We start from the raw sequence: 26688 nt of genomic DNA, 5'->3' as shown, positions 1-26688 counted from the left end.
GCGACGACAAGCCCACGGGCGCTCCGGCCTGGCAGCCCGAGCCCTTTGCGAGGGTCTTGATGGCAAAGCCCGGCTGATTTGCTTCGCGCTGTAAAGGCGGGCTTGCCCGCCGACGGAAATCAGTCGGGCGCCGCCATTGCCGGGCCGGAGCGTTTGTGGGCCGCTCGCCCTCTCAAGAAGGCCAAGGCGCGGTCCCCTTGCCGAGGTGCCCCAACCCCTTGCCCATGGCGGGATCGGTTATCCCCGATCAAGGCCCTCTCTGGCTATGGCGCGCACGACATGAAACGGCTGACGTCCTCAGGGGCAATCTGCACCCGGATCTGCGCCCGAAGCGCCTCAAGGCCGAAGCTGACGAGATCGTCGTTGAAATCTCCCAGCATGGGCGAAAGCGTGATGGCCTCGATCCCGGCCTCGATGGCCCGGTCCACCAGACTGTCCCGTGCGGCGTCGCCTGCCGGATCGTTGTCGCGGACGATATAGAGCCTGCGCAGATGCGGGGAGAGCTGGATGGCGGCGAGATGCCCGGCCGAGAGTGCGGAGACCATCGGCATGGTGGGCAGAGCCTGACGCAGCGACAGGATGGTTTCTATACCTTCCCCCGCCGCCATGACGTCCCTCACGCAACCGAAACGCACTGCATGTCCGAGCAGGTCGCCCATTGCCTTCCTCGGCGGATCGACCGGCGCTTTCCCGGAGCCGTCACGCATGAGCCAGGTGCGATGCGCGCCGGTGATCTTGCCGTCGAGGTCGGTGACGGCGGCGATCATGGCGGGCCAGGTTTCGGTGGGACCATCGCCCTCGGGGCGCCAATAGCAGGTCGGGTGAAAACGCAGATCTGCGGTTCCGCGTAAATCCGTAATGCCGCGTTGCCGTAAGTACGTCTCTGCGAGACTGCCGGTGAGCGGCTGCGTCATGCGCCAGAGCCGTCGGGCCGCCTCGGACGATCCGGGTGGTGCTTGCGGTGTTCGGGATCGGTGGGACTTTGGCTCCGGTTCGGGATGCGGCAGGCTGAGAAAGCGGCGGGCTTCTTGGGCAATGCCGGCGAAGTCGGTGAGGCCAAGGGTTTCGCCGATAACGTCGAGCAGATCGCCATGCTCGCCGCTCTGGGCATCGGTCCATTTTCCAGCCGCACCTTTACCAGCCTCTGGCCCGGTCAGACGGACGAACATTGAACGGCCGGGAGTGTTCCGTACATCCCCAACCTGCCAGTAATTGCCCTGTTTGCGCCCATTCGAGAGATAGTGGCGGCACACCGCCTCGGCCTGGCGACCGAGACGCTGCGCCAGTTCGGAAGCGTTGAGACGCGCCATCACGCAGCCACCCGCTCGGAGATGCGCTCGACGGGGAAGCGGTCGAGCAGTTTGCCGATGATCTCCGGCCCCAATGCGCCCACCGGCACGAAGAATCGTAGCTTCCAGGAGATGATCTCGCTGAAGAGACCATAGGTTCGCAGCCGATCGCGCATGGTATCGGTGAAGCCGGTGAGCTCGATCCGGTTGGCGCCCATGACCCGGACGCGTCGCAGTTGCAGCCCCTCGGTGAGATCAAGGATCGTGCAGCCTTCGATCAACGCGGCATAAGCGGCATCCGGCGTCAGGCTGCTGGTGACGCCACTGGTCGAAGCATTGGTAGCCCATGCCGGCGAGACCCGGCGACCGATGATGCGTTCGCCCTCGTCGGTCTGGAGCCGATAGACCCGGGAGGAGTCCTGCGGCAGGCGCTTCCAGATCGGCAGCAGAAGCCCAGTCACCATATGCAGGATGCTGTCGGTGAACTCCGGCACCTCTGCCAGTTCCGCGTTCCAGGCCGTGGCGAAGGAAGCCTGGTCCGCCTCGCTCCAATGGGTCTCATCCATTGTCCGCATGGGGATGCTCACCGCTTCCATCGGCCGGATCAACCGCACGCGGCGCTCGATCTCGCCATCATCCAGCATGACGCTGGTGGTGGGGATCTGCACGGCGGCGCGACCGGATCGCTCGTTGATGAGCAATCTTGCGCGGGGATCATCCAGTTCCGCCAGGGCTGCATCGAGCGTGACCGGCTGATTGCGCTTGCGCTCGGTGAGCGTCAGGAGCCGCGTTTCCGCGCCGGTGCCCGGATGGGTGTGGATCACCTGCCGGTCGGTGACGATGAAGCTTTCCGCCTTCAGCGTTTCCAGTCCCATGTCATAGGTGCCGGATGCAATCGCCCCGTCGATCCGCGCCTGCAGGAGCTGTTCGAAGGCCGAGAACAGGATGCCCTGCAATTCGATGGTCAGCGCCAGCAGGCGATTGAGGAAGGTGGTGATCGGCGGTAGTTCGTCCTTCACACCATTGCTGTCCATCAGCTTCAGGCCGGTGGCGGATTCAAACCGTTCCAGCGAGCATCCCTCGACCTTACCGCGCACAATCAGCAGATAGAGCTGGCGCAACGCATCGCGGGCATAGGCGGATTCCAGATTGTCCTCGGGCCGGAACAGCCCCTGACCGCCGGTCTGGCGCTGGCCGCGGGTGATCGCGCCCAGCGTGTCGAGGCGGCGGGCGATGGTAGAGAGAAAGCGCTTCTCGGCCTTGACGTCCGTGGCGATGGGTCTGAACAGCGGCGGCTGAGCCTGATTGGTGCGGTTGGTGCGGCCCAGCCCCTGAATGGCGGCATCTGCCTTCCAGCCCGGCTCCAGGAGGTAATGCACGCGCAGCCGCTGGTTTTTCGCTGAGAGTTCGGCGTGATAGCTGCGCCCCGTGCCACCCGCATCCGAGAACACGAGGATGCGCTTCTGGTCATCCATGAAGGCCGAGGTCTCGGCAAGATTGGCAGAAGGTGCACGGTTCTCGACCGCCAAACGCGCCGATGCCCCGTCGCCCTTGCGCACGATCCGGCGCGAGCGGCCCGTGACCTCCGCCACCATATCCGTGCCGAAGCGCTGGACGATCTGATCGAGCGCCCCCGGCACGGGGGGAAGCGAACCCAGCTGCTCCAGCATCTCGTCGCGCCGCGCTACGGCTTCGCGGCTTTCGACCGGCTGACCATCGCGGAAGACGGGGCGTGACGAGAGGTTCCCCTCGCCATCGGTAAACGGCTCATAGAGCTGTACCGGGAAGGAATGCTGCAAATACGAGCCAACATATTCCCTCGGGGTGACATCGACGGAAATATCGTTCCATTCCTCGGTCGGGATCTCGGAAAGCCGCCGTTCCATCAGGGCTTCGCCGGTCGAGACGATCTGGATGACGGCGGCATGGCCCGCTTCCAGATCGGCCTCGATGGACCGGATCAGGGTCGGGGTTTTCATGGAAGTCAGCAGATGGCCGAAGAAGCGCTGTTTGGTGCTCTCAAAGGCCGAACGGGCGGCGGATTTGGCCTGCCGGTTCAGCGTTCCCTCGCTGCCGGTGATGTTGGCGGCTTCCATTGCCGCGTCCAGATTGTTGTGAATGACGGCGAAAGCCCCGGCGTAGGCATCATAGATGCGGCGCTGTTCATCCGTGAGCTGATGCTCGATCAGTTCATATTCAACGCCATCATAGGAGAGCGAGCGGGCGGTATAGAGGCCGAGGGATCGCAGATCGCGGGCCAGCACTTCCATGGCCGCAACGCCACCGGCTTCGATCGCCTCAACGAACTCGGCGCGGGTCTGGAACGGAAAATCCTCACCGCCCCAGAGGCCAAGGCGCTGCGCATAGGCGAGATTGTGAACTGTGGTGGCGCCGGTCGCCGAGACATAAACCACGCGGGCGTCGGGCAGCGCGTGCTGAAGCCGCAGGCCCGCACGTCCTTGCTGCGAGGCGGCGACATCACCGCGTTCTCCTTTTCCGCCACCGGCATTCTGCATGGAATGGCTCTCGTCGAATATGATGGCTCCATCGAAATCGGACCCCAACCATTCGACGATCTGCTTGACGCGCGAAACCTTCTCGCCCCGGTCGTCGGAGCGTAGCGTGGCATAGGTGGTAAAAAGGATGCCTTCCGACAACGTGATTGGCTTGCCTTGCGGGAAGCGTGACAGAGGCGTGACAAGCAGCCGTTCCATGCCGAGCGCCGACCAGTCGCGCTGCGCGTCCTCGATCAGCTTATCGGATTTGGAGATCCAGATCGCCTTGCGCCGACCGCGCAGCCAGTTGTCGAGAATGATGGCGGCGGACTGGCGTCCCTTGCCAGCGCCGGTTCCATCACCGAGCATGAAGCCCCGGCGAAAGCGGATTGATCCCGCAGCATCCTCGGGCGCAGCGCTCACATTGTCGAAATGCTCGTCCACGGTCCATGCGCCGGCGAGATGATCGGCATGGGCTTCACCGGCATAGATCACCGTTTCAAGCTGGGCGTTCGACAGACGCGCGCAGATGTCAGCGGGCAGCATGGGCCGGTAGGAGGGCTTCGGCGGTGCGACCGAGGCCATGGCGGCGGATTGCACCAGTTTGGTCGGATGCGGCTGCGCGCCAGCAATGCGCAGCGATTGCAGCGCATATTCCTCATAGATCGCGTCGGACAGGCGAGCGCCTTCGGGTGGCGTCCAGTCCACGGTCTCATAGGCGAGTTCGACGCCCTCGGGATCTTTGGCGGGAGCAGCGACAGGCCGAGCAGCAGTCGCGCGGGCCAGATAGCCCCGCACGGTTTTCGGCGCGGCGGTCGAAGCGGGAAAGACGATCTTCGGTAATGATACCGGCAGGCGCTGCGGGACCAGCGCCTCGATCCATCCGATCAGCGTGGCTACATCGGGGGCGATTCCCGGTGAGGTCGGAAAACTCGCCGGATATTCGGCGGGCAATTTGTCGATCACGGTCAGCCGCGTGTCGATCGTGGTGCCGTGCTTTGCATAGACCGCGCCATCGACGGCGGCGCTGAACACCACGCGACCACGGGCCTGCAAGCGGATGAACGCGTCCCGCCATGCCGGAGCTTCGGGGCCAAAGCCAGCGCCGGTGATCGTCACCAGCCGGCCGCCGGGGGCAAGACGGGCCAGCGCCGAGGCAACATGGCGATACGCTGCATCCGCCATCCGTCCCTCGACATTGGCCATGACCGAGAATGGCGGGTTCATCAGCACCACGGACGGGACGGCATCTGCGGCCAGATGATCGTCGATCTGGGCGGCATCGAACCGGGTGACGGCGAAGGCCGGAAAGAGCTGGGCCAGCAGATCAGCGCGGGTATCGGCGAGTTCATTGAGGATCAGCGAACCGCCGATGGTCTGCGCCAGGATCGCCAGAAGGCCGGTACCAGCCGATGGCTCCAGCACCCTGTCATCAGGCGTGATCGCAGCCGCGGTCAGAGCGGCAAGGCCCAATGGCAAAGGCGTGCTGAACTGCTGGAAGTTCTGACTTTCCTCGGAGCGCCGGGTCTGCGTGGGCAACAGCCCCGTGATCTTTGCCAGCACGGAAATCCGTGCAGCCGGAGACGCGGCTTTACGGAAAAGCGCCTTTCCGTATTTGCGCAGGAAGAGAACGGTGGCGACTTCGCAGGCCTCATAGGCCAGCTTCCAGTCCCAGGCGCCGGTAGCATCGGATGCGCCGAAAGCGGTTTCCATGGCGTTGCGAAGGATCGCAGCATCGACGCGCTGACCGCGTTCGAGATGAGGAAGGATGAGATGGGCGGCAGCCAGGATCGCGGGCGCGGCCGCCAGCGGCGTGACCGGATCGGTCACTTGAGACGAGATGTTCATGTCGGGGATCCTCGGAGAGCGGGAGGGACAAGCCCGGACGGCGCTCTCTCTCAACCGCCGGGGCTCAACCCGTCCCGGCCCCTCTCTGACTCTGAATAAGACAACATGAAAAAAGCGCCCCGACCGGACGGCGGGGCGCTTGTCAGTGTCTTCTCTGAATCATCCGAAGCGGTGACCGGCTTCGGTAAAAGTGTATTCATTGGCGGCGATGGTGTCATCGACCACTTCGTCCGAGGACAGATAATCATATTCGCGCTCAAGCTGGCGGTAGAGCCAGCGGGCCAGATCGCGCAGCGCCTCGATGATCGTCTCTTCGGCATCGGCGGTCATGTCCTGCCAGGTCGGGCTGTCGCGCTCGACCGAGATCGACATGCAGTATTCGTGATAATAATGGCCGCGATGGCTGGCCTCGGCGCGAAGCTGATAGAAGTTTCGACGCTGGATCGCCTGAAGGGCATCGGCGATGCGATGCAATTCGGTGTCCTGTGGTGCGTGCTCCCGGATAAGGCGCGGAGCATCCTTCCGGTAGGAATACCAAGATTCAAAGCAGGCACCGTCCCCCTGCGAGGAAAAGCCCCGGAACCAGATGCAGGGGTCTTGCCGTGTGCCGCCGCCCATCAACCGGACGCTTCGGGTCTTGAGATTCAATCCGAGGACTTCGGCGACGCGCTGGAAATCCTCATAGACGGCGTCGTACCAGTCATGGTCGAAGCCACCTTCGCGATACCAAGTTCGGGCTTTGTCCCTGGCTGCATCGGAAAGCTCTCCGAGGCGATAGACAGTGATCTCGATGACCTCACTCATAGGGATTGCCTCCCTCCAGAACGGTGGAAAGCCAGCCATCGGTATAGATCCAGTCCACCGTTTCGCCGGTAGCAAGATCAAGGACATGCGCGCCGCCGCCGAAGCCGTCGATTCTCGGCCGAGAACAACTGTTTGCGTATTGAAGGCCCCATAGACCCGTCAGACCGAACTCGGTGGCGCAGCGTTTGACGAACTGGATGACATGCTCGGGATCGCCGGTGACGTCATCACGTATCCAGAGCTGAGTGCCACCATGTTCAGGCTGGATGGAGAGCAGGAAGCCGTCTGATGGCGGATCTTCGGCTGCATTGTCATCCGCCAGAGCGTTGTAGAGATCGAGTGCGCGGGCAGCGTTTTCGGGGGTGCCCACGTCAAGCAGGCAAGAAAAGTGCGTGAAATAGTCGGCCATGACGGTCTCCGGGCATGACATGGCTCGGCGTGACACCGGGCCGAATGGGATGGAAAGGGTGAAGCTCATGCGGCCTGTGGCAGGCGGAGCAGATCGGCCGCGGTCTCGCGCCAGAAGGGATCAACCAACCGAGCCTCCAGCGCAGCGGCGCGGTAACGCAGCCGTCTCGCGTCCCCGGGATCCAAGGCCCGGAACGCCATACCGCGCAGGCGACTGGCCTCGGTCACAATCCTGCGTGCCTCGGCATCGGATGTGACCGGCTGTTGCCAGAGGATAATTCCGGCGCGGATTTCGCCGCCCAGGACCAGACGCTGATCGCGGTCCTGAATGAGCATGATGCGCGGCTGGAAATACGGAAAGCTATTCGGCCCCGTGCAAATATCACCGCACGATAGGCGCAAGGCCGCGGCTTGAATGGCCTCTTCCGGTGACGGGCATTCGCCAAGCGGTATCACACGGTCGAAGCTGTTCACCGCCTCACTGGCGTCATAGCTGGCCACACCGAGGCAAGAGATGCGCAGCGGCAGCTTTTGCGACCGATAAAGCGCGGGCAGAACATCGGTAGCCAGAATGTGACCGATGGAACGGAAGGTTTCGGAACGGGCAAAGGTCATCGGGATTACTCCATGACGGGCGCCGGTGAGCCTCTCTCTCCGACACTCAACCCGTCACGGCCGAACGGCCCGCACTCTTCCTCTCTGACCGGGCTTGTTCCCGGTTCCGCTGCCGGCGATGGGGATCATCGCAAGGCTGAAGGCCCGATCGCGAGTGTCGCGCTCGGGCCGTCGGGGATGAGGCGCTTGCGCGCCTTACTCCCACGGGTCCAGCTCCAGCTTCACCATGTCGTCGTCGCCGTCGAACTCGGCGGCGGGGCAAGCGGCGTGGGTGCCGTCTCCGGCCTGGAACACGATGATCGAAACCATCAGCGTGGTGGCGAGGCTGGCGGCGAAGGCGGTGGCATCTGCATAGGACATGGGTTCCGGCTCCTGTCTTGGGAGGCGGGGGACCATCCCCCGCGCGACAGGCGCCCGAAGTGTCTGACCGGATCTGCAATCACCCGAGGGCGTTCGGACTTTTTCCGAATCCCCGAGGGCGGCACGCGCGCGTAAGCCGACCCCTTCGGGGTTGAATGCCAAAGAGACGGATCGGACCAAGGTTTGCGAATGGAAGCGGGGGTGGTTTTTCGCATCTGACAGGATGCCGGATACCCGTCGCAGATGCTCTGCCGCGCCAGCCTTGCCACCATGCTGGCATCAGGATCGTGTTCTCATCAGGCCAGAGATGGCTGCCGCTTGCCCTGACGGGGACGGCGGGTTGCATGGTCAAGCCGGATTGCCCCTGTCCGGTGCAGACCTCCCATCCTCACCGCGCGACACCCTGCGATCGGGTCTTCAACTCCAAAGCCCATCGGCGATTTCGTGGGCGATCATCGCACGTGCTTTCATCATCACATCGTCGCCCGATGTGTCGATATGAGCATAGAAGCGCGCACGACCGCCATGGGCAGTCCACTCGGCGTAGCGGCAATATTCACGGGCATCGAGACGGAAGACGCGCATGTTCTCGGCCCAATGGGGCTTTGGCTCGACGACGACGGTGATGCCGTCGCGGGTTTCTTCCCAAGGCAGCGTGCGTTCGTTCGGATGGTTCTCCCGATCCTGGGCGAAGATTTCGTCAATGCTGATGCTGGCAACCATGGCGGCTCTCAAAAGAAAAAGCCCGATCACAAGGACCGGGCGAGTTGCGGAAGCGAAGGGTGATAAACGGGGCGACCGAAGCCGCCCCGCTGAGTGCTATTCAGCAGCGACCATATGCTGTTCTTCCTCGTCGTCAGCCGGGTCGTCCTCACCATCGCCGGAGAGGAAATCGGGAAGATCGTCGGCTTCCGCCGCAGCGCCCGATGCCGGATCGACTTCGATACCATCGTCCACCATGCGCAGCGGCTCAGGCAGCCAGCCGGTCTCGGCCAGCAGGCGTTCGGCCTCCTTGGCCATGTCGCCCTTCTTGAGGTGCCCGATCAGATCGGCAGCCCGGTCGCCGGCGCCTTCGCGCACGGCTTCAAGGATACGCGGCTTGGTCACGCGGCCAAGATAATTGCCAACCGTCGGCCGCCAGCCCACGGCCACCATGTCGAGGCCGGTCGAACGGGCCAGCCGGTCAGCCTGCGACAGGCGGATGTCCAGCCCGTGCTGACTGACGCCCGCGCCGCTATAGGGGTTGGGCTTTTCATAGAGCGCGTTGACACCGAAGCTGACGCAATGGGCGAGCAGATCCATGCGTGACCCATCGTCCAGATCGGTCAGCCAATCCCAAAGGGCGGCATCGTCTGCCGGGACATGATCGCCCCAGCGTTCGTGCCGGTCAGCGATGGCCTTGGCGGACAAGCTATCACGCAGATCTTCGGCCTGTGCGGGCAGATGGACCTCACGAACCTGTGCTTCCAGGCAACCGCGACTGGAATGCGGCATGAAGCAATCCATGACCAGCCTGTGCAGCAGTGCCGTCATGGCGACATGCGGGTTCACGGCCACCGCATCCCGCAGCGCCAGCGTGCGATGCGCGGTCAGTTCGCTGACCAGGCGATCGGGCAGCGGCCTGATAGTGTCGGCCTCGTCTTCCTCCTCGGTTTCGACTGCCTGGCCGCCCAGCGTAATGACAGCACGCTGATGGCTGCTTGCCGGTTCTGCCCGCTGGATCACCTCGCCGGTTTCCGGGTCAATGATCTCAGCATCTGGTTCCGCAGGCGTTTCATCCTCGGCGCGAACATAGCCGCGTTCGATCAGCAATGCGCCATCGGCATCGATGCTGATGAAGACACCGGCCATGCCGATCTGGTCCGGCTCGAAGGTCATCGGGCGGCGCTCGAACGCTTCCAGCGCTTGTTCGATCTCCCCCAGGCGGGCGTCGATCTCGTCCGGCAGTTCGTCAGCCTCGCCATATTCGGCTTCAAGCCGGTCATATTCATCGCGCAATGCCTCCCGGGTGGCGCGTTCCTCTTCGCTCAAATCGACCGTGGTGCCGACAATCTGGCGAAGGCCATGATCGTGACCGTAAGGAAAGGTGATGGCGACCTCGATCCATTTCCAACCCTCGGCGGCGATGGCTTCGGCCTCGGCCTTGAGTTTTTCGCTCACCAGCCGGTCGAGCAGCACCGGATCTTGCAGCCAGCCGCCATCGTCCTGCTGGAAGAGATCGCGCAACACGCAACCGCCTGCTTCCTCATAGGCGGCAATTCCGACAAACACTGCCCGCTTGTCGGCGGCGCGGACCGTGGTTTCGGTCAGCAAGCGGCGAATGTGGTAGGGTTCTTTCTGCCAGCCATCCTTGATCGCTTCCCAGACCTGCTCCTGCCAGGCATGGTCGGAACTGACGCTGAAGGCCATGAGCTGCTCCAGCATCATGCCGTCCTCGGCATAGACGTCGAGCAAGACCGGTGAGACAGAAACCAGACGCAGGCGCTGCTTCACCACCTTGGCATCCACGAAGAAGGCGGCAGCGATAGCTTCCTCGGTCATGCCCTTTTCCCGCATGGCCTGGAAGGCGCGGAACTGATCGAGCGGATGCAGGGGTGCGCGCTCGATATTCTCGGCAAGCGAAACCTCGTCGATCAGAACATCGGCGCTGGCTTCTGACACCACGCACGGAACCGGCGCGACCTTGGCGAGGCGCTTCTGCTTGACCAGCAGTTCCAGCGCGCGGAAACGGCGACCGCCGGCGGGCACCTCGAACATACCGGTTTCCTTACCCTCGGCATCCACGACCGGGCGGACATGCAGGGACTGGATCAGGCCGCGACGGGCGATGGACTCGGCCAGCTCCTCGACCGAGATCCCGGCCTTGACGCGCCGGACATTGGACTGGCTGAGCACCAGCTTGTTGAAGGGAATGTCGCGCGAGGACGACAGCGTGATCTTCTGAACGGCAGTGGCCATGTCAGTTACTCCATGACGGACGCCGGTGAGCCTCTCTCTCCGGCTATCAGCCCGTCACGAAGCGAAGCGCCGCCCTCTTCCTCTGAAGAGAGCGACGCCAGCCGCAGAACCTGAAACCCGGAAATCAGGCACTCCGGTTTTGTGTATCGGCGGATTTACGGGAAAAGCTCGCGCCGACGCGGTAGAGCAGACGCTCGGCGGCGCGGATGCTGCCGGTCTCACGAGCGGCCTCGGCCCAGACCGAGATCGGGAAATCCCCGGTGAAGAGCAGATCGCGCTCGATGCCCATGCCGAAGGGCAGCCGAACTGATTGCATCTCGCTCAGGCTCCACCAGCCCAGTTCGGGATAGCCGAGATCGGCCAGGCCGAACATGATGTCGCAATCCTCATCCAGTTCGGTGGCGAGCCAGACGCCTTCACCGAGGGGGTTGAAGAACTTCACGACCGGGCTGTGATCCTGATCGCGCTGGCGACCATTCGCCAGCAGACGGTCGCGCTGTGTGCCGGTCAGGAGGATCATGCCGCAGCCCTCCGGTCGGTTACGCTGGCATCCGGCTCCACGGTGTCCTCAGCAGGCAGATACGACAGCAGCCAGTCCGCCGCCTTGCTGGCCTGCGAGGCTGCGCGGACAATGGCGCGGGAATCCTCTCGCATGACCTCCAGCCACGATCCGATGTAATCGGCATGGCGAACGGTCGGCACGATCCCGAGCGCGGCGCAGCTGAAGGCCGCGGTCTGTTCGGCAATCATTTCCTCGAATGCGTATTTCTTCGAGCCGAACGAGCCGGTCAGGTCGCGGTTGAGACGGCTGTGATGTCCGCTGGCATGACCCAGCTCGTGCAGGGCCGTCCGGTGCCAGTTGATCGGCTCGAAATAGGCTTGCGGAGGCGGCACCTGCACATAGTCGAGGGACGGCATATAGAAGGCGCGATTGCCACCGATACGGAAGTCGATGCCGGTGGCCCGGATCAGCGCCTCAACCCGAGGTTCGATCAGGCCGGGCGGCGGTGGCGGCGCGACTGCCGTGATGTCATCGGGCAGGCCATCGCATTGCGCGGCGTTGAAGACGGTGAACCGCTTCAGGAACGGAATGGTGTGTGCATCCTCACCCGTCTCGCGGGCACGGCGCTTTTCGTCCTTGGGGGTGAAACGGTCGGCATAAACGACGGTGGTACCACGTTCGCCCTTCCTGACATTACCGCCAAGCGATAGGGCCTGGCGGAAAGTCAGCCACGCCTGACCGGGGAAACCATGCTGGATGACAGCGCCCCAGAGGATGAGAATATTGATACCGGAATAAGACCGGCCGGTTGAGGCATTTCTCGGCAGGCCCAGCGGGGCTGTATCGGGTGATGCGCCCCAGGGCTGGACCCAGGGGAGCCGGCCTTGCTCCAGCTCGGCGATGATCTTGTTGGTGATGTCGTCGTAAAGGTTGCTGCGCGCGCCACCATCAGCGGGGCTGCGATCGTGTCTGGCCATCGGGGTGATCTCCGCGACGGGCGCCAGAAGCCTCTCTTCCAGCCCTCAACCCGTCACGGAAAACCCGTCCACACTCTCACTCTAAGGGGCGTTGCGGGGCAGGCTGTGCAAAAACGCGAATGCCACTGGCGGCAGATCAGCAGATTGTACGAGCGCGAAGTCGCCAATCAGTCCCGTGCCATCAGCGTTCGTACTCCGAAGGCGTTTGAGGCACGGATAAGGTTAAAGGCGAGAACCGAGAGCGCTGCTTCCGCCTTCACTCGCCTCAGTCCTCGAGTCAGGAAGCGCCCCCCGCCGGTCATTCTTTTGATCGTCCCAAAGGGGTGCTCGACGGTACAGCGACGAACCGTCATCAGATCAGGATTCTCGTGGATTCGCCGTTCCATACGGTCGAGCGCACCCTGGTCCACAAGCCGGTGGATCGTGCGCTGGTATCCAGGCGTGCATTGTCCTTTGATCTGGCACGTCTGGCAGGCCGGTGTCCGGTATCGAATGGCGCGGTTGCGGGTGTGCTTGCCCTTCGGGTGCATGATAGCTCCGGCCGGGCAGCGTATGGTGTCTGTCCCTTCGTCATGAACGAACTGTATGGGCCGGAAGTATTCTGCGCCCATGGCGCCCCGTTTAATCGGGGCGGCGACGCGAACGCCATCCTGTTCGCAACGGGCAACTTCCTGAGCGTTCGAGTATCCCCCATCGGCCAGAACGTCCAGTTCATCGACATCGAGAACCTCCTTCGTGGCCATCGCCATCGGATGAAGCAACTGGCTGTCGTTGGCCTCGTTGGCGACATCTTGATGAACGATCAAGCCACTTTCGACATCGACGACACTCTGCAAATTGTATGCGGGGAACTTCGGTGCGCGGCCATAACCCATCGGTCTTGCGTCCGGTTCTCCGAAGACGACGACATCCGTGTCGTGGTCGCCAAGCTCGGATTGCCGCCGCTCAAGTCTCGCCTTCCGGCGCTCCAGCGAACCGATCGCCTGAGCAAAGGCATCACGATGAACAGTCTGGTCCGCGATCCCTTGGGCCATATGCTCATCGGCGATATTGAGACGGTCGAGATAGTAGGTGATCTCCGCTTCGGTATGCGCAATGTCTCTGGCAAGGCGTTCGGCCCCGGCAATGTTCTTGGCACTGGCCACCGCCCGCATTTTTGTGCCATCCAGCGCGACCTTGGTGCCCGCGATCAGCCCGGCTTCTCGACAGAAGCGGATGAAGGCGACACCTGCGCCGACTATGGCTTCCGGGTTGTCATGCCGGAATGCGGCGATCGTCCGGTAGTCGGGCGACATGCGCCGCATCAGCCAGATCGCCTCAAGATCACGCTTGCAGGCACGTTCCAGTTGGCGCGATGAGCGGAGCTGGTTGAGATAGCCCCAGACATAGAGGCGCAGCATGTCACCGGGGTGGAAACCCGGGCGTCCGGTCGTCGCCGAGACTGTGCGACCGAAGCCGAGCGCCGCAAGATCGAGAGTCTCGACGAATGCGTCAACGACCCGGACGAGCGCCTCGGGGGCAACATAGTCATCAACGCAAGGAGGAAGCAGACTGGGTTGATGGCGGTCGTAACCTTCGATGAAGCGGGTCATCAAATTTCCTCCGGCGGGTCTCGTTTAATCCATTCCGGATCTAGGCAGTGACAATCACCCGTTCGACCTCGACGGTGATGTGGGAGAGTTCGTGTATTTCCGCGAGGCGGGACTTGTAGTCCGAAGGCTCGCGGGGCGCGCTCGACACCACCGAGATGATTGCGGCATGGTGTCCCGGTCCGACCTGCCAGACATGCAGGTCTGCGATCCGGTCGGTGTCGGTTTCCAGTGCCTCACGGATTTCTCCCGGCAGATTCTCGTCATCGGGAATCCGGTCCAGCAGGACACCTCCGGAATCGCGGATCAACCCCCAGGACCAGCGCGCAATCACAAGCGCGCCGACGACGCCCATGAGCGGATCGGCCCAAAGCCAGCCATAGCTGCGTCCGGCCAGCAATGCCACGATGGCCAGGATCGAGGTTAGCGCATCCGCCAGCACATGCAGATAGGCGGCGCGGAGGTTGTTGTCGCGTGCATGCTCATGGTGGCCGTGGTCATGATCGTGGTCGTGTGCATGATGGTGCCCATGGTGATGATGGGAATGATCGTCGCGAAGCAGCCAGGCGCAGACAAGATTGACCACCAGTCCCACCACGGCGACGGCGATCGCCTGCCCGAAGCTGATCTCGACCGGATTGGCCAGCCGCATAAGGCTCTCCCAGCCGATCAGCAGCGCGATCAGGGCAAGGACGACGGCGCTGGCAAAACCACCAAGATCGCCGAGCTTGCCGGTGCCGAAGGTGAAGCGGCGATCATCGGCGTAGCGGCGCGCGTAGAGGTAGGTCAGCGCGGTAATCAGCATCGCGCCGGCATGGGTGGACATGTGCCAGCCATCCGCCACCAGCGCCATCGAGCCATAGACTGTACCCGCGATGATCTCGACGACCATCATCGACGCGGTCAGGGCGATGACCAGCCAGACCCTGTATTCGTTCCGTCGGTGATCTCGCCCGAGGAAATTGTGATCGTGGGTATACGTAGAGATGTCGACTGCGGACATGTGACGTGGCTCCCGCCGGCGCACCGGCTTACTTCATGTAGGTTCGGATGACTTCGATCATTTCTTCGCCGCCCCGCCGGCGGTCAGCCTCGGTTTCGGCGTGAAGCACATGCTCGCGTAGGTGGTCCTCCATCACTTCGGCGGTCAGCCCGCTCATGGCACCCCGCGCGGAAGCGAGCTGGCGCAGGATTTCGCCGCATGGTTTCTCGGACTCGAGCGCGCGCTCGATCCCCTCGATCTGTCCCTTCAGGCGCCGAACCCGGGCGATCAGCTTCTCTTTGTCACGGATTGTGTGAGACATGGCGATGGCTAACCTCAACTTCATATGGTATGGGGGACTATACTATATGAAGCTGGATTGGTGAAGCCATGGAATGGATCGAAGACCGGATCGAATGGGTCGCCGACGGCAAGCCGGTCAAAATCGGGCTGACGCGCGCCGGTACAGGTCCGGCTATGTTACTGCTGCCCGCGCTGAGCTCGATCTCCACGCGCGAAGAGATGCGTCCATTGCAGGAAAGGCTGGCCGAGCAGTACTCCACGGCTGCGATCGACTGGCCCGGCTTCGGAAAGCTTCCGCGTCCGAAGGTGGATTGGCGACCAGACCTCTATCGGGATTTCCTGCGCTTCGTGCTGGAAGACATCATCCGTCCCGCGGTCACGGTGGCGGCGGGACATGCTACCGGCTACGCGCTGGCGCAGGCTGCGGTCGATCCCGATAGCACGGGCCGCCTCGTGCTGCTGTCCCCGACATGGCGTGGGCCTCTGCCTACGATGGCCGGAAAGCGCATGGGGCTGTTCGGTGCGCTTGCGAAGGGCGTAGACCTGCCCGTGGCAGGCACAGCCTTCTATCGGCTCAACGTCAACGGGCCGGTCATTGGCATGATGGCGCGTGGCCACGTCTATGCTGATCCCGACTGGCTGACCGGCGAGAGAATGGCGGCAAAGCGAACCGTTACCGAAGCGTCGGGAGCGCGGTATGCGTCCTTCCGTTTCGTTTCAGGGGAACTCGATCCGTTCCCGACCGGAGACTCCTGGCTTGGCACCGCGAGCAGCATTCCGGGCAAGATCTCTGTGCTCTACGCGGAAAGCACGCCCCGTAAGTCCAAGGCTGAGATGATTGCTCTCGCCGGCCTGGAGAATGTTGCCCCCACGGTCCTGCCACGGGGCAAGTTGTCGTTCTACGAAGAATATCCCGAGGACACAGCAAAGGCCGTTCTGAACGCGCTGGTGTAGCTGCGAGCGGGTTCGGCGGCGTTTTTGCACAGCCTGGGGGTCTCCCCGCTGATGGGGGTGCGTCGGCAACGCCAGTGCCGGCCAGGGGGAAGGCTTTCCCCCGCCGAGTATCAGCAAAGCCGCCCAAGTTCATGACACTGCCGATTTTGAGCGTCCTGGCTATTCCAATCATGGCTCACGCAGCTTGTCAGTGAATCTTGATTTTTCCGGCCAATGGCCGTACATTCCCTCCAAAGTTGGAGATGAAAAATGGCCAAGACAGCAAAAAGGTCCATATCTGGACGCGTCCGTGGGGAACGTCTTGAGACGCGTGTGACCGCTGACCAGAAACGTCTGATCGAACATGCCGCTGCGCTACAAGGACGGACGGTGACGGATTTTGTTTTGACAAGCGTGCAAGATGCGGCGCGGCGCGCCATCGAGGAACATCAGAATCTGGAGCTTTCGGTACGGGACGGCCAGGCGTTCGTCCAGGCTCTGGTCGAACCACAGCCGGTCAACGAACGACTGCAAGACACCGTTCGCCGTTATCGCGAGAGAACAGGCGTCTGACGAGTGGGAGTAGCAGACGACATCCTGCGGGTCGAGATTCTCGGCCCGCAACATAACCGATCGGGATTCGAAAGCGGCGTAGAGCCGCTCGACCGATATTTCCAGACGCAGGCCGGGCAGGACGCCAGAAAGAAGATGGCGGCACCATTTGTCCTCGTGCTGAAGGACGGAAGCCTTGCCGGATATTACACGCTTTCATCGACAGCGGTGCGGCTTCCGGAACTGCCGGGGACCGTCGTCCGCAAACTGCCGCGGTATCCTTTAATCCCGGCGACCTTGCTGGGTCGCCTCGCGGTCGATCAACGCCATCAGGGAAGAGGATACGGCCGTTTTCTTCTTGCGGACGCGCTCTATCGGGCCGTGCGCAGCGAGATCGCGTCCTTTGCGGTGATCGTGGACGCCAAGGACGGAGGCGCAAAGCGCTTCTATGAGCGCGAGAGTTTTTTGCCGTTTCCAGATCAGCCGATGAAGTTGTTCCGGCCTATGGCGGATATTGAAGCATTGTTCAAATGAGGGGGTGTTCGTGGCGGATTCCGATGGAGAAGAACCTGAAAAACTGAAATTTAATTTTCTGCGGGGAATCGAGGCTGATGCTGGCGAGCTTGAATGGCCGGCCGGCGCCGATGTCGTCAGAAAAGCGCTGTCGGAATCGCTGAATGCAAAGAATGTCGCGTTCCTGCTCGGCGCAGGATGCTCGTCATACTACGCCAAGGGAACTGACTTTTTCGGAGACGAGGAATGGCAGGAGGTTGGCATCCCGACCATGGCGCCGCTCGCCAAGGAATTCACGAAGGCGCGGACCGCCGACGAGGCAGGGTTCCCGACCGCCGCCGAGCGGAAGGTTCTCATTGATGAGTTCGGGATCGATATTGGCGACAAGGAATATGCCCGCAACCTTGAACGGTTGATGGAACTGCTGTTCAGCCTGCGGTTCACGCTCTCACGAAGCAAGCTTCCCAAGGCAAAGGAAAACTTGAAGGTCGTCAATTCGATCATCCAGAAGGTACAGGCTTTCCTTTGGGGCAAATGCACGAACGGAGCGTTTGCCAATGGCGACAGCACCGTTGGGACACTCTACGAAACATTCTTCAGAAAGCTGGTCCTGCGTGATCGCTCGCTACCGCGTCCGTGGATTTTCACCACCAACTATGACCTTTTCAACGAGACGGCGATGGACCGGCTCGGCCTGCCTTATGCCAACGGCTTCTCCGGCGTGGTCGAGCGCCGCTTCAATCCGGCGACCTTCCGTTACGCGCTTGCCGAGCAGCTCGATCTGACCAACCGAAAGTGGTCTGCGGTGGATGGTTTCGTCTATCTCTGCAAGATCCATGGGTCGATTAGCTGGACCGAAGACGATCACGGCCTGTTTCCGATCCGCGAAACGGCTGTCTCGAAAGGGCAGGAACCGGGGAAGGTGATGATCTATCCCACCCCCGCGAAGCAAAACTCCAGCCTCGGATCGCCCTATGCCGACCTGTTCCGCGAGTTCCAGTCGCGGATCGTGAGGGAGCAAAGCGTTCTCTTCACCATGGGATATGCCTTCGGTGACGAGCATATCAACAATATCATCTACCAGGCGCTCACCATACCGACGTTTCGCCTGATAATTTTTGTCGATCCGACGCTGGAGGGCGAGGTGGCCAAGCTCCGCGCCCTGAACGATCCCCGCATCTGGATCATCGGTGGCAGCGGCCCAGAGGCCGGCCGCAAGGCGCATTATTTCGATACGATCATTGAAGAGTTTATGCCCCAGCGGCCGAGCGAGCGCATTGACGATGCAATCCAAAAGGTGCTGGAGGCGATGTCCTCTAAGAAAGCTGAGACACCGCCCGCCGATGGAGACAGCGAATGAGCCGCGACGACCGCAAACGCGCCATCGGCAAGGTGGTCTCCGTCGCGGCCGATCGCTTCGTCGTAGAGATGCACGCTGGCACGGACAATTTCACTATCGTCGGGTTCGACGATGTTCACTACGTCGCCCGCCTCGGATCGTTCCTGATGATTCCGGTTCAGACGGAATATGTCGTGGTCGAGGTCGTCGGCCTGCGAGAGCGGGACATCGCCAGCACCGGACGCAGCGAGGGGGAGTTGGACAAGGCAGCGTCTGCGAAATATCTCGACGTCGTGCCGGTCGGGATGCTGCCGCAGGACCGCAGCGCAAAGTTCCGCTTCGGCGTCTCCGTCTTCCCGTCGCTCTACACAGATGCCCTCTATGCTCTCGATGCGGAGCTTGATCGCGTTTTCGAGACCGACAAGCCGAGCGAACCCGCTCCGGGTCTCAACGGCGCCGCGCCAGTGCCCGAAGATGCGACGCGCTTTCGCGCCATGTCGATCGGCCGCTCTGTGGTATTCGAGGGCTATGACGTCAAAGTCCGGATCGATGACTTTTTCGGCGGCCATACTGCTGTGCTCGGGAACACCGGGAGCGGCAAGTCCTGCACCGTAGCATCGGTGCTCCAGTCATTATTCGACAAGGCGGACGAGTTCCACGCCCGAGGGGCCACGTTCCTAGTATTCGATGTAAACGGAGAATACGCCAATGCGTTGATGCCGCTCGCCAAAGAGAACGGCATTGGCGTCGCCCATGTTGTGCTGGATGGGACCGCAGCCGACGGAAAATTCCGCCTCCCGCACTGGTTCTTGGAACAATCGGAATGGGAGTTGCTTCTGCAAGCCAGCGAGCGAACGCAAATTCCGGTTCTTCGTACAGCTTTGGGACTGACAGGGCTGTTTCGTGAAAACACTCCGAAAGCGTTGGAAATCAAGGAACACTTTATCGCCACCTGTGTCATTGAATGCTTTAGGGGTGCCGATGGGGACTCTCCCGTCGCAAAGTTTCAACGTGTCGTATCGTTGTTCCAGAAGTATCCAACGAAAGACCTGAACACAAATCTTCTCAAGAAATACGGGGCAAATTACCAGTACGGAAATTTCAGAGATGGGAACCTGGCTCCATTTCTAGATGAGGTTCGCAAAAAACTTCGGGAGGATGTTGATCTGCCGTCCTACAAACGGACGCCGTTCACGTTCGATGATCTTGAGGAATGTCTGGATTTTGCCATTCTCTATGAAGAGGCGCACGGCAATAGGCAAATCCGTGATTACTGCTCGCAGATGTTTACCCGGTTCAAGTCACTTCGCGATAGGCCCGAATACGCGTTCATGCGTTATGACATCAAGCCGGGCGAAGCGGCCCCGACTATGGAGGCTTTCCTCGAACAGCTACTTGGGCTGTCAAACAATGGCGAGCATTGGAAAAAATGCCATCAGATCATCATCGTGGATATGAACTCCGTCGAAGACGAGGTGGTCGAACTGGTCTCGTCGGTCCTTGCGCGCATGGCATTCCGTCTGCTTCGGCAAGCCGAGCCAAGGAACCGCTTTCCCGTTCACCTCTTGCTTGAGGAGGCTCATCGCTACATCTCTGAGACTCCCTCAAAATTTGCGATTGACGCCAGCAAAATCTACGAGCGTATCGCCAAGGAGGGACGAAAATATGGACTTTTCCTGCTGGTAGCGTCGCAGAGACCAAGCGAACTTTCCAAAACTGTTCTCTCGCAATGCTCGAATTTTGTGATCCATAGAATTCAGAACCCGGATGACCTTTCGCAGATCCGACAGATGACCCCATTCATTTCCGATGCTGTCCTGAAGCGTTTGCCGTCATTGCCGAAGCAGCACGCGCTCGTTTTCGGAACATCGGTGAACCTCCCGACCACCTTCAAGGTGCGGGAGGCAAAACCGCTTCCGAAAAGCGATGACGCGAGGATTGGGGAACTCTGGTTCCACGAAGAGGGGCGTGCGGCTCAGATCCGAATCTCGGTGCCTCCTGCCCGGAATGTCGATCCAGGGGGCGAATTCGACTGATGATCGATGCCCCAAATCTGGAAGAGCTGGCAGCGGCGCTGGAGGTCAGTTCAGACTATCGGGTACTGCGGCGCCTTCGACCGCGAGAGCCGGTGGAAGGATACGACGCCACGGAAACACGCTTGGGCTTGATGGTCGACGTCGAGACAACAGGCCTGGATCCCGATCTGGACGAGATTATCGAACTGGCGATGGTGCCTTTTAGGTATGCGCTGGACGGGATGATCGTGGAGGTCCAAGAGCCCTTTGACCGTCTCCGCGAGCCGACGAAGCCGATTTCGCCGGAAATCACGACGTTGACCGGTATTTCTGATGCCATGGTGGCCGGCAAGTCGATTGATCCGGAAGAGGTTGCAGCTTTTGCTGCTCCGGCTGCTGTGGTGATTGCTCATAATGCCGCGTTTGATCGGCGTTTTCTTGAACGCTTCAGTCCGGTGTTTTCAACCAAACCATGGGCCTGTTCTATGTCGGAGATCGACTGGGCGGCTGAGGGGTTCGAAGGCACCAAGCTCTCCTACCTCGCGATGGCCCTAGGTTTCTTTTACGATCGGCATCGCGCTGCGAATGACTGCCTGGCCGCCATTGAAATCCTCGCGCGAGAACTGCCGAGGACGCACGTTCCGGCCCTTGTCAGGCTGCTGGATCGTGCGCGTTTGCCAACCTGGCGGATCTGGGCCGAAAACTCGCCGTTCGAATTCAAGGATCTCCTGAAGACGCGGGGGTATCGTTGGAACGGTGAGGGGAACGGCAAGCCCCGGTCTTGGTATTTCGATGTTGCTGACGCTGAAAAGGATGCAGAAATATCCTACCTTCTACGTGAAATATATCGATACGAAGCAGATATAAGAACTGTTCGTGTTACTGCATACGATCGTTTTTCTAGCAGAGTTTAGGCGATGCATCGTCTTGATTTACGATCAAGATGAGCATTTGTTGTTGAGTGCGAGCGCGAGCCGGCAGTGAGCTAAATCTATTGGGGGGGCACTTTTGACGAATCCAGCCGTGAGGCTTTCTCAGTTGCACGCTTGGCGTCATGAAACCGAATTGCGCGGTTTACAGCCTCGGTTCGATGCTTACTGGGCAGTCAATAGCAATAGGCCGGACGGTACCGACGCCGAGCGAGAAAACTATTACCGACAGGTGGTGGCGCCTCACGAAGACGCCTTCCTCGCCGATTTCCCCCAAAGCGTGCCAGAGAAAACCGCCTGGGAAGTTATCTTGCGCGAGGAGAATTGGCGCTCCGTGCTCAGAAACTGGCGCCACGATGGTCAACAAATATTCGAGTTTGCGCCCGACTTGTTGGCTATGCTGGCCGATACGGACGTAAATGAGTTGCCCGTGCAGAACCTGCGGATGCCATACGACACATTCTATGTCGCTCTTGCGCCGGGACATTTTTTGCCTGACTACAATCGCGACTGGGTAGTCGATGGGTTCTACGTAACGGCTGAAATGTGCCTGGTTGACTCTCTCCGGCTGAGGCCCCGTCCTCCGAACGAACTGATCGCTGAACAGAGAAAGCAATGGTCGGATCTCGAACGAATCCCAGGCGCTCTGGAGAGCCTCCGCAAAGGCAACTCCGGAAGTTTTACAAGCTTTGACAGTTACATTGCGAAGCTATTGGCCGATAACGCGGCTGCCCAACAGCTTTATGACCGATACCTGCTAGATCCCGATGCGGTGATGGATGAAATCGCAGCAAAGGTGGATATCCGCGGTTCGGGCGAGTGGCGCTCATACCTGATGTTCACAGTGGATTTTACATTCCGTCGACGTGATCATGCTCCGGTGTCGCTATCATTGACCGATCTTTTGGAGCAGCCAACACTCCGTGCGCACTACGATTTCGTCTCGCACCGCAATACGGTTACAGATGGCATAGAACGCGGTCGCCGATCGGGGATCCCAATGGACACCTTTCGCGAAGACGACGGGCATCCTGATGATCTTCGCAACGTGATTTCCGACCCGACGGTTCTGGAGCAGGTCACGCGGCTAGTGTTCAACCTCGTCTGCTATTTGAATTATCCCGAACGCGACCAGGAAAAACGACTAAGCGACCCGCGGATCCATGAAAAGGTGAGGCGGGCCAAAGGCAAAGCTCGAAAAATGGCAGAAGCGCGAGCACACCAGGACGGCTGTCGCTGGATCAATTTCTGCGGCTATCGAACGTCGTTTGAAAAGCGAACAACGCTCGGCGGGACGGTCGTTGGTCACTGGCGCCGGGGACACTGGCGAAATCAACGGTTTGGGAAGGCGTTGGCAGAAAGCAGGTTAATGTGGATTCGGCCAACGATGGTTGGAGCCGACAAGGATATCGTTGATAGCCGTCCGACGGTTTACGGGACGTCCCAGTCGCGGCCGCCCGGTCTATAAGCGACCGCCTTTTACTGCGTAAAGCCGATCGGGCACAGATTTGCTCAGGCGCAGCGACAAGCAATCAAGGATAGGTTTCGGGGCTTCGTCAGCTTGCACCAGGAAGGAATAGTTAGAATACGGTCGATGGGGATGGTTTGTCGGGATGGCAGGGAAGCAATTTAAGAGAACGCTCAAAAGAGCTATCGACCTTGAGACGATGCTTACGATTTCAAGCGATGCGTTGATGGGTATGTCCAAGGACGAATATCAGGTTGTCAGGCGGCTTGCGACCAGAGCCCGACTAGATCGTCGGCCGCGCTACGTTTGCGGCTTATGCGGGCACGCGGTCTATGCTCCACGTGAAGGTCGAACCGGACAGCCTTACTGGAAGCATCATCCGGGCGCTCCTGAAGACTGCTCATGGTGGACCGGCATGCCATCCGGCGTGGACGCAGTCAGCGGGCGGCAATTTGATGGCGCTCAAGAGAGTCCGCTGCATGCGAAGATCAAGAACATCGTCGGTGAACTCCTCACTGCGGATCGCCGGACTAAGCCGGAAAGCGTGGTCATCGATGAATATCTCATCACCGAAGGGGGCCGTCGGCGTCCGGATGTGCGCGCAGTCTACGATGGAGTGCCGGTTGTCGTCGAAGTTCAGCTCGCGACAACCCAGATACCGATCATCATCCAGCGCGAAGATTTCTATGACAGCGAGGCGTATCGACTCCTATGGCTGACGTGGAATTTTGAGCCGCCGGCGGCGAATGGACGACTTCTAAGTTCATTTGAGGATATTTTCTATTCGCACAATAAGAACCTGTTCTCGATGGATAACCAGACCGTTCAGCTCTCACGGCAACGAAACGAGGTCATTCTTCGTGCTTTCTGGGTCCGGGAAAATTTGTGGCAATCCAAGCTCGTCGGTCTTCATGAACTGAATTGGCTTTCGAGCGGCCGTGCTTTTGCCGTAGCACCGAAACCTCATTGGCACGAGGATTTCCTAGCTCGTTGGCGTGCGGCAACTGGTGAGCATGGTACTCCGAGGCCCGAACGAGGGACACTTCTTGCTGAACTGGCTGACAAACTTTCTCTCATCGATGTTGACGACCGCACACTCGAGGAAGCCGATATCGACTCCTTGATCAATTGCTTACTCTCCCTGCTTGATGGCCACCCGGTAGGGTCTCGTCAGAAGAATCTCGTGGAGGTATTAAACACATTTCTCAACGTAGAGCGGCGGTATCGATTTGCTCGCCTCGTCCGTCGATTTTCCGAGCTTGCGGAGAGGAAAGAAATTCTGGAAACAAAAAGCGTCCAGAGAAAACTGGAGGTTGCACTCAACGAGAAGCAGGACGACCCAGAAAGCTTGACGGGGCGTATTGCTCTGGCACTCTTTCCAGAAGCATTCGCTTCGAGGCAAAAGAAATCACCCTCAAGCTGACCCTCCGTTTTCTACGCCACGGCATCCTATTCACCGCACACGGCTGCTCAAGACCTTCCGTGGAAGGTCATTCCGCGGTTCCAATGCCCCAGCCCCTTTCCGAGCATGGGATTTTGGAGACGATGGCGGTCAAGCGGAACAGGATCAATATCGAGGTTACACCCTCGACCGGACCGGAAACGGACCGGCACGATCCTGCGCGCAATGATGCTGCCTTGATGTCGCTGGCTCGCCTGATTGGTCGCCAGATCGCCCGCGAGCAATTTGAACGCAAGCTGGCAGCCGAGCGTAAAGCTTAACGCCACCTGCGTAGCTGACTTGCAAATTCCCTTGCTATTATACGTATAACACGTATTATATCAGCAGACCTATTCTCCCGGAGTCTGCGATGCCAACCACAACCTCCCTCGAATTCCAGCGCAAGTTCGGACAGTATCTGAACGAGTCTCACCGTGAGCCGGTAGAGATCACGCGACATGGCCGGCGCGAGTTTGTGCTGATGTCGGCAGCCCAATATGACGAGTTGCTGTCAGCAGCGCAGCGCATGGGCAAGGCCATAAAAGCCATCTCCGAACCTGAACGCGATTAAGACACTTCCCCCTCCCCTGACACGGAGCTTGAAAGGACTGCCGATATGACCCGCGTTGCGCTCTATGCCCGATATTCTTCTGACAATCAGCGCGAGGCGTCGATCGAGGATCAGTTGCGCATCTGCCGCGAACAGGCGAAACGCGAGAAGTGGAAGATCGTCGGAACCTACAAGGATGCTGGCATCTCAGGAGCGAGCATGATCCTGCGCCCCGGCATTCAGGCACTCCTTCAGGATGCGCAGGCCGGACAGTTCGACATCGTGCTGGCTGAGGCACTGGATCGCATCAGTCGCGACCAGGCTGACGTCGCCACATTCTACAAGCACCTCAAATTCGCAGGCGTTCCGATTGTCACGCTGTCGGAGGGCGAGATCAGTGAGTTGCATGTCGGCCTCAAGGGCACAATGAACGCGTTGTTCCTCAAAGACCTCGCGGCAAAGACGCATCGCGGCATCCGTGGCCGCGTCGAGGACGGCAAGTCAGGCGGCGGCCTCTGCTTTGGCTACAATGTCGTCAAGCAGCTCGATGCGCGCGGCGATCCCATTCGCGGGGACCGGGAGATCAACGAAGCCGAGGCAAATGTTGTGCGCCGAATATTCCGGGAGTTCGCATCGGGGATCGGGCCGCGCACGATTGCTCGTACCCTGAACGAGGAAGGTGTCCCCGGTCCGGCAGGCAAGCTCTGGAGCGACACTACCATCCGGGGCCATGTGAAGCGCGGCACGGGGCTGGTGAATAATGAACTTTATATCGGTCGTCTGATCTGGAACCGGCTTCGTTACATCAAAGATCCATCGACCGGAAAGCGCGTCTCACGCCTGAACCCGGAATCGGAATGGATCATCAAGGATGTGCCGGAGCTGCGTATTGTCGATGACGAACTATGGCAGTCCGTTCGTGTCCGGCAGGGCAAGATCGCCGAGAAGTATGCCAACGTCACCGACGCCGTGCGCAAGCACCACAAAAAGAACCGCCTGAACGGCACCCGTCGGCCGAAGTCCCTTCTGTCCGGCCTGGTATTCTGTGGCTGCTGCGGAGGCCCCTACTCGCTTCGCGGCGCTGATCGGTTTGCCTGCTCGAACCACATCAGCAAGGGCGCGTGTTCAAACAGCCGCACGATCCCGCGTGAGGATCTTGAGGCCCGCGTGCTCTCCGGCCTGAAGGACCGCATGATGGCACCTGAGATCGTCGAGGAAGCGATGCGGGCCTATGCCGAGGAAGCCAATCGGCTGAACCGGGAACGCCGCTCCAGCAGCGATGCCTGGAAAGCGGAACTGGTAAAGATCGAGAAGCAGATCCGCGGGATCATCGAGGCGATCAAGGCTGGCATGTTCCATGAGAGCATGAAGGCCGAGATGGACACGCTGGAGGCGCGCAAGACCGAACTGAACACCCTGCTGGCCGATGCGCCAGAGGACACACCGGACATTCTGCCGAGCGCCTCGGCGATCTATGCAAAGAAGGTTTCTGCCCTGACCGAAGCGCTCAACCGCAAGGAAGAGCGGCAAGAAGCGGCGGAGACATTGCGTGGCCTGATCGAGAAGATTTTGCTCACGCCGGGGCCTGAACGCGGCGAGATTTACGCGACACTGCACGGCGAACTTGGCACGATTCTCAACTGGACAGAGCAGCAAGCCATTGGAAACACTGCCAAAACAACAAAACCCGCAGCGGATGCTACGGGTTTGTCGTTATCAGTGGTTGCGGGGGCAGGATTTGAACCTGCGACCTTCAGGTTATGAGCCCCATGCAGGGCTATAGACCTCAACAAGCACCAACGCCGAACAGTAGCATTT

The 26688-nt window shown here is 60.5% G+C and carries 24 protein-coding genes; 11 read left to right on the top strand and 13 right to left on the bottom strand.

The window, feature by feature from the left end; all coding sequences use genetic code 11:
• Positions 1-263: 263 nt before the first annotated feature.
• From GGR16_RS00345 to GGR16_RS00285, 13 genes are all read right to left on the bottom strand, one after another.
• Positions 264-1310 carry a DUF7146 domain-containing protein gene (locus GGR16_RS00345; protein WP_183315362.1) on the bottom strand — a complete coding sequence of 349 codons (1047 nt, stop codon included), beginning with the start codon at positions 1308-1310 and terminating at the stop codon, positions 264-266.
• Positions 1310-5632 carry a strawberry notch-like NTP hydrolase domain-containing protein gene (locus GGR16_RS00340; protein WP_183315361.1) on the bottom strand — a complete coding sequence of 1441 codons (4323 nt, stop codon included), beginning with the start codon at positions 5630-5632 and terminating at the stop codon, positions 1310-1312. Before GGR16_RS00340 ends, GGR16_RS00345 begins: the two co-directional genes overlap by 1 nt.
• A gap of 159 nt (positions 5633-5791) precedes the next feature.
• Positions 5792-6436 (bottom strand): antitoxin of toxin-antitoxin stability system, encoded by a 645-nt coding sequence (locus tag GGR16_RS00335; protein ID WP_183315360.1) that lies wholly within the window; start codon positions 6434-6436, stop codon positions 5792-5794.
• On the bottom strand, positions 6429-6845 hold the full coding sequence (locus GGR16_RS00330) for a hypothetical protein (RefSeq protein WP_183315359.1): 417 nt from the start codon (positions 6843-6845) through the stop codon (positions 6429-6431). The genes GGR16_RS00335 and GGR16_RS00330 overlap by 8 nt, the downstream gene beginning before the upstream one ends.
• A gap of 65 nt (positions 6846-6910) precedes the next feature.
• Positions 6911-7459, bottom strand: a complete 549-nt coding sequence (locus GGR16_RS00325; protein ID WP_183315358.1) for a hypothetical protein — start codon at positions 7457-7459, stop codon at positions 6911-6913.
• A 195-nt stretch (positions 7460-7654) separates the two neighbouring features.
• Complete coding sequence (locus GGR16_RS00320; protein WP_183315357.1) at positions 7655-7819, bottom strand: hypothetical protein; 165 nt, start codon at positions 7817-7819, stop codon at positions 7655-7657.
• Between the two features lie 417 nt (positions 7820-8236).
• Complete coding sequence (locus GGR16_RS00315) at positions 8237-8542, bottom strand: hypothetical protein (RefSeq protein ID WP_183315356.1); 306 nt, start codon at positions 8540-8542, stop codon at positions 8237-8239.
• Positions 8543-8638: 96 nt separating this feature from the next.
• On the bottom strand, positions 8639-10777 hold the full coding sequence (locus tag GGR16_RS00310; RefSeq protein ID WP_183315355.1) for a ParB/RepB/Spo0J family partition protein: 2139 nt from the start codon (positions 10775-10777) through the stop codon (positions 8639-8641).
• A gap of 124 nt (positions 10778-10901) precedes the next feature.
• Positions 10902-11297, bottom strand: coding sequence for a DUF2958 domain-containing protein (locus GGR16_RS00305; RefSeq protein WP_183315354.1), 396 nt, complete (start codon positions 11295-11297; stop codon positions 10902-10904).
• Complete coding sequence (locus GGR16_RS00300; RefSeq protein WP_183315353.1) at positions 11294-12256, bottom strand: ArdC family protein; 963 nt, start codon at positions 12254-12256, stop codon at positions 11294-11296. Before GGR16_RS00300 ends, GGR16_RS00305 begins: the two co-directional genes overlap by 4 nt.
• 167 nt (positions 12257-12423) lie before the next feature.
• On the bottom strand, positions 12424-13848 hold the full coding sequence (locus GGR16_RS00295) for an IS1182 family transposase (protein WP_183315352.1): 1425 nt from the start codon (positions 13846-13848) through the stop codon (positions 12424-12426).
• Between the two features lie 40 nt (positions 13849-13888).
• Complete coding sequence (gene dmeF, locus GGR16_RS00290) at positions 13889-14848, bottom strand: CDF family Co(II)/Ni(II) efflux transporter DmeF (protein ID WP_183315351.1); 960 nt, start codon at positions 14846-14848, stop codon at positions 13889-13891.
• 28 nt (positions 14849-14876) lie between these two features.
• On the bottom strand, positions 14877-15149 hold the full coding sequence (locus GGR16_RS00285) for a metal/formaldehyde-sensitive transcriptional repressor (RefSeq protein ID WP_183315350.1): 273 nt from the start codon (positions 15147-15149) through the stop codon (positions 14877-14879).
• 68 nt (positions 15150-15217) lie between these two features.
• Here GGR16_RS00285 and GGR16_RS00280 point away from each other — a divergent pair, with 68 nt between their 5' ends.
• The 11 genes from GGR16_RS00280 to GGR16_RS00230 all read left to right on the top strand — a co-directional run bounded on the left by GGR16_RS00280 (position 15218) and on the right by GGR16_RS00230 (position 26634).
• Positions 15218-16084 (top strand): alpha/beta hydrolase, encoded by an 867-nt coding sequence (locus GGR16_RS00280; RefSeq protein ID WP_183315349.1) that lies wholly within the window; start codon positions 15218-15220, stop codon positions 16082-16084.
• Positions 16085-16333: 249 nt separating this feature from the next.
• Complete coding sequence (locus tag GGR16_RS00275) at positions 16334-16636, top strand: type II toxin-antitoxin system TacA family antitoxin (protein WP_183315348.1); 303 nt, start codon at positions 16334-16336, stop codon at positions 16634-16636.
• Between the two features lie 3 nt (positions 16637-16639).
• A complete protein-coding gene (locus tag GGR16_RS00270) occupies positions 16640-17149 on the top strand; it encodes a GNAT family N-acetyltransferase (RefSeq protein WP_183315347.1) in 510 nt (169 codons plus the stop codon).
• A gap of 10 nt (positions 17150-17159) precedes the next feature.
• Complete coding sequence (locus tag GGR16_RS00265) at positions 17160-18488, top strand: SIR2 family protein (protein WP_183315346.1); 1329 nt, start codon at positions 17160-17162, stop codon at positions 18486-18488.
• A complete protein-coding gene (locus GGR16_RS00260) occupies positions 18485-20503 on the top strand; it encodes an ATP-binding protein (RefSeq protein ID WP_183315345.1) in 2019 nt (672 codons plus the stop codon). The genes GGR16_RS00265 and GGR16_RS00260 overlap by 4 nt, the downstream gene beginning before the upstream one ends.
• Entirely contained in the window at positions 20503-21396 is an 894-nt protein-coding gene (locus tag GGR16_RS00255) for a 3'-5' exonuclease (RefSeq protein WP_183315344.1), read from the top strand. Before GGR16_RS00260 ends, GGR16_RS00255 begins: the two co-directional genes overlap by 1 nt.
• A 109-nt stretch (positions 21397-21505) precedes the next feature.
• Positions 21506-22879: an AcrVA2 family anti-CRISPR protein gene (locus tag GGR16_RS00250; protein WP_183315343.1), complete on the top strand. Its 1374-nt coding sequence runs from the start codon at positions 21506-21508 to the stop codon at positions 22877-22879.
• 145 nt (positions 22880-23024) lie between these two features.
• Positions 23025-24302: a DUF6035 family protein gene (locus tag GGR16_RS00245; RefSeq protein ID WP_183315342.1), complete on the top strand. Its 1278-nt coding sequence runs from the start codon at positions 23025-23027 to the stop codon at positions 24300-24302.
• A 122-nt stretch (positions 24303-24424) separates the two neighbouring features.
• Positions 24425-24601 (top strand): hypothetical protein, encoded by a 177-nt coding sequence (locus tag GGR16_RS00240; protein WP_210289392.1) that lies wholly within the window; start codon positions 24425-24427, stop codon positions 24599-24601.
• Positions 24602-24690: 89 nt separating this feature from the next.
• Positions 24691-24891 (top strand): type II toxin-antitoxin system prevent-host-death family antitoxin, encoded by a 201-nt coding sequence (locus tag GGR16_RS00235; protein WP_183315341.1) that lies wholly within the window; start codon positions 24691-24693, stop codon positions 24889-24891.
• 45 nt (positions 24892-24936) lie between these two features.
• A complete protein-coding gene (locus GGR16_RS00230; protein ID WP_183315340.1) occupies positions 24937-26634 on the top strand; it encodes a recombinase family protein in 1698 nt (565 codons plus the stop codon).
• Positions 26635-26688: the final 54 nt, after the last annotated feature.

It is taken from the genome of Chelatococcus caeni (assembly GCF_014196925.1).
In the GTDB taxonomy this organism is placed as follows: Bacteria; Pseudomonadota; Alphaproteobacteria; order Rhizobiales; family Beijerinckiaceae; genus Chelatococcus_A; species Chelatococcus_A caeni.
Note: the sequence above shows the minus strand (reverse complement) of the source record. Positions and strands in the feature narration are given on the sequence as shown.